This is a genomic window from Clostridioides sp. ZZV14-6387, from assembly GCF_020657835.1.
Taxonomy (GTDB): domain Bacteria; phylum Bacillota; class Clostridia; order Peptostreptococcales; family Peptostreptococcaceae; genus Clostridioides; species Clostridioides difficile_A.
The window spans coordinates 1-12,624 of sequence record NZ_JAGWCW010000009.1; the positions used below are offsets into that span (position 1 = coordinate 1).

Annotated in this window: 13 protein-coding genes; 3 read left to right on the forward strand and 10 right to left on the reverse strand. The window is 28.3% G+C overall.

Annotated features, from left to right (window positions below; genetic code table 11):
* Nucleotides 1–360 precede the first annotated feature (360 nt).
* A complete protein-coding gene (pdaA, locus tag KGF38_RS07465) occupies nt 361–1,302 on the forward strand; it encodes a delta-lactam-biosynthetic de-N-acetylase (protein WP_074178831.1) in 942 nt (313 codons plus the stop codon).
* Between the two features lie 241 nt (nt 1,303–1,543).
* Here pdaA and KGF38_RS07470 read toward each other — a convergent pair whose 3' ends face one another.
* The 7 genes from KGF38_RS07470 to glyA form a co-directional block, all read right to left on the reverse strand.
* Entirely contained in the window at nt 1,544–2,917 is a 1,374-nt protein-coding gene (locus KGF38_RS07470) for a hypothetical protein (protein ID WP_054277332.1), read from the reverse strand.
* Nucleotides 2,918–3,028: 111 nt separating this feature from the next.
* Nucleotides 3,029–4,351 (reverse strand): sensor histidine kinase, encoded by a 1,323-nt coding sequence (locus KGF38_RS07475; RefSeq protein ID WP_074178830.1) that lies wholly within the window; start codon nt 4,349–4,351, stop codon nt 3,029–3,031.
* A complete protein-coding gene (locus KGF38_RS07480) occupies nt 4,344–5,048 on the reverse strand; it encodes a response regulator transcription factor (RefSeq protein ID WP_054271298.1) in 705 nt (234 codons plus the stop codon). The genes KGF38_RS07475 and KGF38_RS07480 overlap by 8 nt, the downstream gene beginning before the upstream one ends.
* A 182-nt stretch (nt 5,049–5,230) precedes the next feature.
* Nucleotides 5,231–6,295, reverse strand: a complete 1,065-nt coding sequence (locus KGF38_RS07485) for a lysylphosphatidylglycerol synthase transmembrane domain-containing protein (RefSeq protein WP_074178829.1) — start codon at nt 6,293–6,295, stop codon at nt 5,231–5,233.
* 2 nt (nt 6,296–6,297) lie between these two features.
* On the reverse strand, nt 6,298–6,996 hold the full coding sequence (locus KGF38_RS07490; protein WP_074178828.1) for a polysaccharide deacetylase family protein: 699 nt from the start codon (nt 6,994–6,996) through the stop codon (nt 6,298–6,300).
* Nucleotides 6,987–8,084 (reverse strand): MGDG synthase family glycosyltransferase, encoded by a 1,098-nt coding sequence (locus KGF38_RS07495; RefSeq protein ID WP_054277336.1) that lies wholly within the window; start codon nt 8,082–8,084, stop codon nt 6,987–6,989. Before KGF38_RS07495 ends, KGF38_RS07490 begins: the two co-directional genes overlap by 10 nt.
* 245 nt (nt 8,085–8,329) lie before the next feature.
* Nucleotides 8,330–9,574 carry a serine hydroxymethyltransferase gene (gene glyA / locus KGF38_RS07500; RefSeq protein WP_054277337.1) on the reverse strand — a complete coding sequence of 415 codons (1,245 nt, stop codon included), beginning with the start codon at nt 9,572–9,574 and terminating at the stop codon, nt 8,330–8,332.
* Nucleotides 9,575–9,901: 327 nt separating this feature from the next.
* Between glyA and KGF38_RS07505 the strand changes: the two genes are divergently transcribed.
* Both KGF38_RS07505 and KGF38_RS07510 read left to right on the forward strand, forming a co-directional pair.
* Nucleotides 9,902–10,690, forward strand: coding sequence for a threonine/serine exporter family protein (locus KGF38_RS07505; protein ID WP_054271303.1), 789 nt, complete (start codon nt 9,902–9,904; stop codon nt 10,688–10,690).
* Nucleotides 10,690–11,163, forward strand: coding sequence for a threonine/serine exporter family protein (locus KGF38_RS07510; RefSeq protein WP_054271304.1), 474 nt, complete (start codon nt 10,690–10,692; stop codon nt 11,161–11,163). The genes KGF38_RS07505 and KGF38_RS07510 overlap by 1 nt, the downstream gene beginning before the upstream one ends.
* 84 nt (nt 11,164–11,247) lie before the next feature.
* Here the strand turns inward: KGF38_RS07510 and KGF38_RS07515 are convergent, their stop codons facing one another.
* The 3 genes from KGF38_RS07515 to KGF38_RS07525 are packed head-to-tail and all read right to left on the reverse strand — an operon-like array spanning nt 11,248 to nt 12,440.
* Nucleotides 11,248–11,688 (reverse strand): SoxR reducing system RseC family protein, encoded by a 441-nt coding sequence (locus KGF38_RS07515; protein ID WP_227832277.1) that lies wholly within the window; start codon nt 11,686–11,688, stop codon nt 11,248–11,250.
* Between the two features lie 14 nt (nt 11,689–11,702).
* Nucleotides 11,703–11,996, reverse strand: coding sequence for a metal-sensitive transcriptional regulator (locus KGF38_RS07520; protein WP_021385716.1), 294 nt, complete (start codon nt 11,994–11,996; stop codon nt 11,703–11,705).
* A gap of 42 nt (nt 11,997–12,038) precedes the next feature.
* Entirely contained in the window at nt 12,039–12,440 is a 402-nt protein-coding gene (locus KGF38_RS07525; RefSeq protein WP_054271306.1) for a hypothetical protein, read from the reverse strand.
* Between the last annotated feature and the right edge of the window lie 184 nt (nt 12,441–12,624).

Here is a 12,624-nt window from a genome sequence, read left to right on the forward strand (position 1 = left end):
ATCAAACTCTCAAATAAAAGTTTATCAGGCTCAGATACTATTGTTATCAAAATATCTGGCTTTATGGTTTGTTTCTTGTTTTATAAATTAACCTACTGTTTAATTTTCAAAGTTCATTTCATTTAATTTGCTTCTTTGTGCTTGTTATTTTTTTACTTCTTGTTGAGCACATTTATTATAATAACATCTTATTCTAGTATGGTCAACTACTTTTTTCATTTTTTCTTAAATTTATCGATTATTCATCTATTTGTAATACTATTATGACTTTATTTTCAAAGATGTAACTATTATTAGTAAGAATTTACAATTATAATGATACTATGTACAATTGTTATTAATTTAGAAAGGAGCTTCAAAATGTTTAGAAAGATATTATATTTTTTAGCATTAATTTGTCTATCTGTTTTTTTTATTGTTGGATGTTCAAATTCACAGAGCAAACAAAATACAAACCAAAATAAAGAAACACAGTCACAAGAAGATAATAAAGAATTAGATAGCGATAAGGATACTTCCAATGTTGTCGTTTCAGATGGAACAGATAAACCATCAAAACAAGATACTATTAATAATGATAGTGACAAACTAGATGTATCCTCTTTAGATAACACCACTCTTGATTGGTTTTACATACCAAACACTAAACATAAGACCCCAGAGGTAAATACTGACATTGATTTTAAATTTTCTGACTATGATGCCATATATAATGGACCTAAAAAAGATAGCCAGAAAACTTTATACCTTACATTTGATGAGGGCTATGAAAATGGATATACATCAAAGATACTAGATATTTTAAAACAAAATCAGGTTAAAGCAGTTTTTTTTGTTACATCTCCATACATAAAGGAAAATAAAGACTTAGTTAAAAGAATGGTGTCTGAAGGACATATAGTTGGAAATCACAGTAAATCTCATCCATCTATGCCAACAAAAACAAGTAATTTAAAAAGCTTTAATGGTGAATTCTCTGATGTTGAAAAACTCTATAAGGATGCAACTGGAAAAGATATGGTTAAATTTTTCAGACCTCCTATGGGCAAGTACTCAGAGAAAAGTTTAGCAATGACTAAAAACTTAGGATATAAGACTGTGTTTTGGAGTTTTGCATACAGGGATTGGGATACTGAAAAACAACCATCACATGAAGAAGCAAATAAGAAAATAATGGATAATTTACATGATGGCTCTATTTTGCTATTACATGCAGTTTCCAAAACTAGTACAGAAATTTTAAATAATATTATATCAGATTCAAGAAAGCTAGGATATGAGTTTGAACTTTTAAAGTATTAATATTAATACTTTAAATTGTATCTAAAATCTACAAATTGACATAGTCTATTAAGCATTATAAAGTACAATATAAAAATATCTTCTATATAAATCATTTAATAGAAGAATATCAATAAAAAATAGATGTATAGCTTAATGTTAGTAAAATCATTACTATAAATTACAGCTATACCTCTATTTTTTATTTGTATATAATCAAGGTTTATTTAAACTTGCATATAATTAATGCTTATTTACTCAACTAAATAATAAACATCGCTACTATAGTTGTTACAATCAACCCAGTTATAACTGGGACAAAATTTCGTTTTGCTAACTCTATTGGGCTGACTCCACAAATTGCTGCTGCTGAGATAAGTCCCCAAGGAACTAAACAGCCTCCCCCTACCCAAATACCACTGATTTGTCCTAATGCAGCTAATGCACCAACACTTGCATTGATAGCTGTTCCAAACACAGAAGCAAGTGAGCCTACTAATGAAATTCCAGAAAAACCAGAACCATCAAGTCCAGTTATTGCTCCTACTATAGTTTCTATACCTGATACAGCAAACTTATTAAGCGGTATTGTTTGAGAAAGAGCTATGCCTATATCTGATAATAAGCCCTGTGAGCCTGGTGCTAATACTTTTCCAAATACGCCTGTTAAAGGTGCAACTTCACCCATATAGAAGAATGCTGCTATTGGTATAATTGCTCCAAATATTTTTATACCAAATACAAAACCATCAATTATATTCTCACAGACATTTTCAAGACTATCTTTTCCAAAATTTATGGTATTTATAATGATTATTAAAAACACTGCTGTACCACCTAAAAGTGCTGAAGCATCTCCTCCTTTTAGGTCAAATGCATACATTGCAATTATATCAGCAAGAAATCCTAAAGCTACTAAAATAGTTGCTATTTTAGATTTTCCATTAAACTCTTCCACTTCTTCACTTTCAAAATCTTTGAGTTCTTCTCTAAACATTCCCTTATTAATGTCTCTTTTCAATGTATAAAATGCCATAGATATCGTTACAATTCCCATTACCCAGAATAGAATCATACCGTCATTTATAACATATGATACTGCAACTCCTGCTGCACCAGCTGTTATACTTGGAGCCCCTTGAATGACAAAGTCTGTAGATAAAGCAAGACCATGACCAAATAAATTTAATGCCACTGCAACACCAATTGCTGGTAATCCAGCTCTCATAGCAACAGGTAAAAAAACAGCCCCAACTAAAGCAACAGCTGGAGTTGGCCAGAAAAACCATGAAAGAATTAACATGACAAATCCAGTTACAAAAAATGCAGTATTAGAATTTTTTATAACTTTTGAAAATGGCCTTACCATATACTGTATAGCATTATTGGCTTCTAATGCTTTAGATAAAGCAACCATAATAGCTATAATTAAAATAATTGGTCCCAACTCATTTAAAGATATAATAAATGAGTTGAATACTGCTGTTATAGCCCCAAATATATTTTTCTCAAAGAATAATCCCATGAAAAAAACACCCAATATACATGGTACTATTGTATCCTTTTTCATAATCATAGTAATTAATATAATTACCATAAATACAATGTAAATATAATGTGCTCCTGTCAAAACCATATTATTATGTCCCCTTTTTTTAAGATAATAATATTATATGGTCTTGTAAGTTAACTTGTTACTTGCTCATAGATACACAATTATTAACTGTACAATATAAAATTTAAATTTTTATAATTTCTTTACTGGGATAGATATTTCAATAGAAAACTCTTCATCATCTGAGTTTACATTTATACTCCCATTATGATGTGCAACTACTTTCTCGCAATTTTTTATACCTATTCCAAAACTTTCTACATTTTTTGAAAAATTACTCACTCTATTTTTTTGTATAATTAATAATTTAGAATCTTCAACTTTAATTAAAAATACTACTGGTTTATCTTTTCTAGCGTATTTTATTATATTAGAACATAAGTTATCAAATATTCTCCTAAATTGTGTTACATCTACATAAATATGATACTGATTATAAAGTTCATTCTCTATGGTTATATGAAAGCCTTTTTCCTCCAATGTATATGAACTATCTAAAAGCAATTGAAAAATAAATTCATTTGCATTTATCTTTTCATATTCTTTGGAAACTTCCTCTCCAGAATTGACAAAATGGGTAAAAAGGTCATCAGTTAAATCTTTTATTTGATATGCTTTAGACCTTACATTTTTTATATACTGTTCTAGTTGCTCAGGACTATTATATTTATGGTCTTTAATTAAATCTAAGTAACATATTACTGATGTTAATGGAGTCCTGACATCATGTGATATTGAAGTTACTATATCTTTATTTTTATTCTTCATTTCTCTTTCTTTTATAAGTTGATGCTCTAATGTTTGACTCATCTCATTAATACTAGATGCAAGTGATGATAATTCGTCATTCCCTTTGACTGGAATTCTATACTTTAAACTACCACTCTCCACTATCTTTATACCCATCTCTATTTTCCTTAGGTATTTTATCTTTCTACTTAATAATAGCAGGAATGTTATAATAAATGTAAGTGCCATAAATGTAATAGAGATTGCATCTATAAAATTTTGAAATCTGAATCTAAATAATGCTATTACAACTATATCAGCTTTAACATTAGAAAATTGTATTTCATAATTTCTAGCCATAGAACTACTATAAAATTCATTTTCCTCACTTTTATCTGGTACTTCATTAGGATAGTATAATGTATCATAAAAAACCTTATTTCCTTTGTATATCTTCATAGAAACAAACCAGTTATCACCATTCCATTTTGCTATATTATCTCCATCATTTGAACTTACATTATTCTCAGTAACATAAAGTTGAAAATCATCCATAAGTTGGTCTACTTCTCTTTTAAAATATACCTTTCCTTCTGACACGTCTTTTACTATAGATTCAACAGTATAGTAAAGTGGTATATTTAAAATAAAAGCCACTGCAGCTGAGATTACTACATATATCAATAGTATAACACCCAACTTTGATGGCTTAATTTTGCTAATCAATATAATACCCCTTCCCCCATGCAGTTTTTATGTATTGTGGATTTTTTTGGTCTTTTTCTAATTTTTTTCTTAAATTTCTAATATGAACCATTATGGTATTATTTGCTGTATAAAAATATTGTTCATCCCAAATAGTCTCATATAGATTTTCAGATGAAAAAACCTTCTTTCTATTTTTTAACATAAGTACTAAAATACTATATTCTATGGTTGTTAAAAATACAGGTTCTCCATTCAATGTAACATCTTGAGTATCTAAATTGACATATAATTCTTTTGTATGTAATATGTTTGGCTCTCTTTCCTTTTCCTTTCCCTGATATATATAATAACGTCTAAGTAGTGACTTAACTCTTGAAATTAATTCAGAATATGAAAAAGGCTTTGACAAATAGTCATCTCCTCCTGCTGAAAATCCAATAACTTTATCAGAATCTTGAGTTTTTGCAGTCAAAAATAAGATTGGGGCTGTTGTTTTTTCTCTAATTTCATTACATGCAACAAACCCAGTCTTTACAGGCATGACAACATCCAAAATAATCAAGTCAATCGTACTATCTACTAAGTTTACAGCTTCTTCCCCGTTTGTAGCCATAACAACTTCATAACCTTCACCAGTTAAAAGTATCTCTACAATTTCTCTAATCTCAGGATTATCATCAGCTACTAAAATTTTTTTTGGAATCTCTTTATTCATCACTAAGCTCCTTTCTTTGCTATATTTCTTAAATATTTCAAACTATATAAAATATTATACTTTATTAGCAAAAGCTTAGCAATGTCACACGTTTTAATACTTTCTACTATTGTAAATACATTTACTATTAAATTAACATGTATACATAAATTGACATACTTATAAAAATAATCTATATAATATTATCTTGCATAAATGACTTTTTTTACTGATTTAACTTTTTCAGAAGATTTTACATGTACTATAATACATATCAAACCACTTATAGCTACAAATGCATAGAAACTTATTCCTCTACTAAGTAACATTGCTGGAACTAGTAAATGACCTGGGAAAAATATTTTAAACAATGTCATAAAACTGTTTTCAGAAGCTCCAACAGCTCCTGGTAATGGCAATGATGAAACAGCAATATTTAGTAGCGATTGTATTGCCAATATCTCAAATACAGTATACGTTGATAGATGAAAAGCTTTGTATACAAAGAATGGTACTAAAAACATAGCTGTTATTTGTATAATCGTTATAGCTAAAATTTGTATTACAAGCTTTGGATTCTGTTTTATATATTGGGCACCTTTAACATATTCTTCAATTTGAGAAGTTATAACTTTTCTTGAACCTTCAACATCTTTTATTATTCTTAACTTTCCTAATAAGTTTGTTATTGATATTATAAAATTATTTACCAGTCTCTTTGAAAATATAATTGTGATTACTCCAACTACAAGAGCTACATTTGTTATTACACCATATATTAGTAAAATATTCATACCACTTACGTTATTTAGTATAAATTCACGTTCCATAATGAACATTATTCCACTATATGCTAATATAACCACTTGATGAATAACAACAATAACTAATAATATAAGTGAAGAGTAAGATATATTTATATCATCTTTTTTCATATAATAAACTTGTGCTGGTTGACCACCTGAGGCTGAAGGTGTAATTGAACTAAAATAAAATCCAATAAAAGCATATCCCATACATTTTAAAAGAGTAGTTTTTTGTTTTAAGGCTTTTACACCTAAATATATGTTTATACCTTCACAAGCAACATATATAATCATCATCATAAATCCAATTAGTATAAACATAGGGCTTGCGCCTTTTAATGATTTTATTAATGATTCAATTGATTGCCCTCTAAAAACAAAGTATCCTGTTATGCCCATTAGTAAAACTAAAAAAGCAACACTACCTAGGCATTTATTTTTCTTTTCAGTTTTACTTATCATAGCTACATCCTTTCTGGTGCTACAAATTTAAAACCACTATCTTTAAGTTTTGGAATGGCTATCTTCAAAGCTTCAATAGTACGCTCAGGTGCACCTACTGCACCACCTGAATTTTCACCCGCATCATGTAAACAAATTATAGAATTTTCTTTTGTTCTACTCATTAATTTATTTATAATAATCTCTACAGTACTATCTTTACTCCAATCTTCTGCCATTACGTCCCATAATGTCATTTTTAGATTATATTTTTTAACAAATAGATTTGAAAATATATTAGTATGACCCCATGGTGGACGATAATAGTTTATATCTACACCTAAATTTTTCATTATATTTACACTTTCCATAAAATCTTTTTTAACATAATTATAACTGTAAAGCCATGCATTCTTATGTTCCAATGAATGTAAACCAACTATGTGATTTTCTCTTAACATCCTTTTTATAATTTCAGGCTCTTTTTCAGCATTCTTTGCAACTACAAAAAACATGGCTTTTATATCATTTTCTTTTAAAACATCTAATAATTTTTCTGTATATCTCTTATCTGGACCATCATCGAATGTTAGTGCAATTTCATTTTCTCCAGTCATATTTTTTAATACATCTTTATTTAATAGTTTGTTATAATATGTAGGTATAATTGAATGTACCAAAAAAATCAATGCAACAACTATAATTAAACCTACTACATACATTCTATACACTCTCCTTGTTCATCAAATGAAAATAAAATATTTTCTAATGTATTGTTATCAAACTGTTTTTTTAATTCTTTCATATTTCTACTCATCTCTTGAAGAGTGGCATCATCATAAATTAAATCTTTTATTTCATCTACATAGTATTTTTTATTTTTATCAAGTATTCTTCCAATCTTATTATTTAATATAAAATCAGCATTATTTATCTCTTGTTGTAAAAATGGATTAAATGCTAATATTGGAAGTTCTGAATAAATAGTTTCAAATAGAGTTATTCCACCTGGTTTAGAAATAATAAGGTCAGCATTTTTCATATATTTATATACTTCATTCGTATAGCCTACTACCTCTATGTTTTCATATCTGTCAGATAACTTATAGTACATTTTTTTATTATTACCAGTTATTACAGTGGTTTTTACTCCTTCTAAACTATTTAATTCACTGTAAAACTGTTCTGACTTAGGCAGTAACCCTAAACCTCCACCCATTATAAGTATATTTTTTTTATTTGAGTGATTTATATGTTCTATTTTTTTAAATTCTTTTTTTACTGGAATACCATTAACTTTAACTTTTTCTTCATCTATTCCCTTAAAAACAAGTTCTTCCTTCGTAGATTTACTAGCTACTAAGTAACAATCTGTATTTTTACTAATCCATTCTGAGTGACTACTTATATCTGTTATACATGTTATCAAAGGAAGATTTGAATTATACTTTTCCTTATATCTTGATACTAATTGTGAACAAAATGGAAAAGTTGAAATAACTACTGTTGGTTGTATTTCATTAAGTAACTTGTCTAATTTAGTTAAAAAATAATCTGAAAAAGTAAATTTTATATCTTTCTTTCCATTTTCTGTACATTTATAAAATAAATTATAAAGACTACTTCCCCGATTTACAAGAATAGAAAAAGTCTTGTACATTTTATCAGAATAGTTAGGCATAATATATTCAAATATATCTTTAATTATTATTTCTGAATTATTAAATTTTGTTTTTATATCTTCACTTAAAGAATTTGATGCTGAGTAATGACCCATACCAAATTTTCCTGTAAGAATTAATACTTTCATAAGATTCCCTCCTCATTAAAGTCTTTCTTTTCCTCTAATTACTATATTTATAAGTATAGACTTTAAATCTTTAGAAAAACCTAGTATAATTCTTAAGAAATCTTAAAGTTTTAATTAAAAAGTACAAAACCCAATTAATATAGAAGATTATCTCCTATACCAATTGGGTTTTATATCTATATATTCAAATACATACACAATCATTATAATTATTTAAACATACTTTATTTAATTATTCTTTATAATTAATCCATAATATTATATTCTTCATATAAAGGATATTTTTCAGTTAATCCAACAACTAATGTTCTAGCCTTAGATTCTTCATCATAAGTTAAACATAGGTCTATGGCCTCAGCAATTATCGCCATATCTTCTTCTTTCATACCTCTAGTAGTTACAGCTGGAGTACCAAGTCTTATCCCACTTGTAACAAGAGCACCATTTGGGTCAAATGGAATTGTATTTTTATTAGCTGTGATATAAGCATCATCCAATCTTTTTTCTGCAGCTTTACCAGTTATATTTTTATTAGTTAAGTCTAATAATATTAAATGATTATCTGTACCTCCAGAAATTAATTTAAAATCTCTTTTAATAAGTTCTTCAGCTAGAGCTTTTGCATTTTTAGCAACTTGTACTTGATACTCTTTAAATTCATCACTTAAAGCTTCTTTAAAACAAACTGCTTTAGATGCAATTATATGTTCAAGAGGCCCACCTTGAATTCCAGGGAATATTGCTTTGTCTATAGCTTTAGCATACTTTTCTTTGCAAAGAATAACTCCTCCACGAGGCCCTCTTAAAGTTTTGTGAGTTGTTGTTGTAACAAAATCAGCCACTTCACATGGATTTTGGTGAAGACCAGCTGCAACAAGACCTGCTATGTGAGCCATATCTACCATAAGCAATGCTCCAACTTCATCAGCTATCTCTCTAAATTTTTTAAAATCTATTTCTCTAGGATATGCACTTGCTCCTGCAACTATCATTTTAGGTTTTACTTCATGCGCTATTTTTCTAACTTCATCAAAATCTATAAGTCCACTATTTTTATCTATACCATATTCATAAAATTTATAATACTGACCAGAAATATTAACTGGAGCACCATGAGTTAAATGTCCACCTTGAGATAAATTCATTCCCATAACAACATCACCTGGTTTTAACATAGCAAAATATACACCAATATTTGCATTTGCTCCAGAGTGAGGTTGAACATTAGCATGCTCTGCTCCAAATATTTTTTTGATTCTATCTATTGCAAGAGTTTCAACTTCATCTATGTACTCACATCCACCATAATATCTTTTTCCTGAGTAACCTTCTGCATACTTATTTGTAAGATGGCTTCCCATAGTCTCCATCACTGGAACTGATACTATGTTTTCAGATGCTATCAATTCAATATTTCTTTGTTGTCTTTTTAACTCTCTTTTCATACTTTCATAAATCTCAGGGTCCGCTTTTTTCAAGTTCTCAAACATATTACTCCTCCTAGTTATTATTTAATTTTTATTTTTACAGACATTTCATAATTTTCGTTTTTATCAATATGATAATTTATTATTATAGTCCTTTACAAATTAATAGTCAAGTGTTTTGCTATTTTTCTATATTTAACATAGTTACTTTCTTTATTTTTAAGTTAAAATATAATAAATAATATTGTCTAATTCTTTTAATTGGATATAATTTAAATGTGACTATTTTTAAATAAAAAAAGATAATATAATTTATATATATATTAAGGAATATTGCTTAGAAATTTGGTATAATTTCAATATTACGGTTTTTAATTTGGAGGTGTATTTATGAATCAAAATGAGGAGCTTGAATATAAGAAAAATATTCTAAAATTAGCTCTATTTGTAGGGGAACTTATGATAAAAAATGGAGCTGAAACATCTAGGGTTGAAGACAGTGTCCTTAGGATATGCAGGTCAAGAGGATTTTATCATGTAAATATTTTTACAACTCCTACAGTAATAATTATTTCTGATGAAAAATTTGATGGCTTTTCATTTATGAAAACGATTCAATCAAGAGGTATAAACTTAAATAAGATTTCTTTATTAAATAGTTTTTCTCGAGAATTTGTAAGCGACAAAGAATATGATATTGATAATGCCATTGCACGTCTTTATGAAATCCAAGATGTAAAACCTTATCCTTTGTGGTTATTTTACTCTTGTACAGGAATTGCATCTGCTTGTTTTGCTTGTTTGCTTGGAGGGAATTATGTATTAAATTTTATACTTACATTTATAATAGCAATCTTTGCCGCGATTACTTATGATAAAACTATGAAGATAAGTGCAATATCTGCATTTTCCTGTTTAGTATCCTCTTTTTTAATTGCACTTTCAGGAGTTCTGTTAGTTGAAATAGGCATTTTAAATGACCCTAAGATGCTTATAGTTGGTGCTATAATGCCACTACTCCCAGGAGTTGCCTTTATAAAAGCTATTAGAGATTTAATATCAGGTAATTTAATATCAGGAATTTCTCGTGCTTTTGATGCAGCTATGATTATTATTGCAATTGCTTCTGGAGTTGGTTTTGTTCTTGATACATGGTATAGAATAGGAGGTCCTTTCTAATGACTGATATGTCAATGATTTTACATTTTTTATTTTCAGGCATTGCAACTGCTGGATTTGCTGTTTTCTTTAATGCTCCACTTTATCTACTTCTTCCAGCTGGAATAACTGGTGGAATTGGCTGGATTGTGTATGTTTATTTATTTAATTTTACTACAAATGCAGTTTTTGCAGGATTTATAGCTGCTGCTTTAGTCTCAGCATGTAGTGAGACTTTAGCTAGAAAGTTAAAACAACCAGCTATTGTGTTCGTAATACCAGGTATCCTTCCTTTAATACCAGGTATTGGATTGTACAATACAATGTTATCTTTGATTCAAAAAAATTATTCTTTGGCCATGTCAAAAGGTACAGATGCCCTATTTTTAAGTGCTGCAATAGCATTAGGTGTATTAGTTGTAACTTCTTTTGTAAGAACATTGAATCTTTTAAAAATCAGAAAAAACTTTATTCCATACAGAAAATCGAAATAAAACACAAAAATAGCAATGTACTAAAGTTTTGCAAATACACACTGGGTATTTATTCAAAAAGTACATTGCTATTTTTTAATTATTTTAAAGGTCAATTAATATTCTTGTTATTACTGGTATAAACTCTCTACTATCTCTAAATTTTTTGTCATTCTTCTTTAAGTACAGATAGCAAAGTATTGTAAGACAGATTCCAACCAATCCACTTATGACTTCAACACCAGATGTTACTCCTATTGCACCTAATATATAGTAAGTCCCTATTGTTCCCACAAGAAGTGCTATAAGTGGTATTATATAAGCCATTACAGCTGCTTTTAATACATTCATATTATCCATACTTACTTCTACATGGTCACCAACTTTTGCACCAATTGTGTTATCTACTTCTACTAATATTTCCTTCGACTCTGCCGAATCTGTAGTAGCACACTTTCCACAAGCAGCACAAGCTGAATGTCTTTGCATTTTTAATTTTGCAGTTCTATCATCAACAATTTCCATAATAAATCCTTGTTGATTCATAACTAACCGCCTCCTTATTTTGTAAATTTATTTATAGTATCCATAAGTTCTTTTATCATCTCTTCAGTTTGCTCACCATCATCATGTTTAATGCTTTCTGCTACACATCCTTTTATATGATTTTCCAGTATAATCGTGCCCACTCTGTTTATAGCAGACCTTATAGCAGATATTTGAACCAGTATATCAACACAATAACGTTCTTGCTCTACCATCTTTTGTATCCCTTTTACTTGACCTTCTATTCTCTTTAATCTTTTTATAAGAGCTTCTCTCTCATTGTTTGGCGCTAATTTTCTTTCTTCCATAAACTCACCTCATACTCTAATGATGTCTTATTCAATTATGCTCTACTTACCAATTTGTTTAAAATACAATACAGTTATTACTACTATAAATGCTAAAATTGATATTGCAATAGACCTACTTTGATTCTTAGTTTGTTCCATACTTAACTTTCCATTCATCTTAAACCCTGCTAATGGAAATAAAAATATAACCAATGCATCAATTCCAAGTACAACTTGGGCTGCAATAGTCCATTTACTCAAAAAACAAAATATTCCACCCACACCTAAAAGAACCTCTAATATATTTATAAATTTATATGTAGGTTTTTTCGCTATATATTCTTCAATTTTTTCCTTACATTCTGCACGACATGGATATATATTTGTATTGTCATCATATTGTATAGCTAATTTATTATTTGGTGACTTTATATCCCTATTACAGTAAAGACATTTTTTCATATTATATTCTCCTCTAATATTCCTCTTAAAAAATTTTGCCTAAATTATTATACGCTTTAATACTATTATACCAAATAGATACAAAAAACAAAAATAAAAGGAATAATTTTAGCGATTTCTTTTACTTCCATATATAATCTATAATAAATTTATAATAACAATTAAACAAAATTATTTATATCTA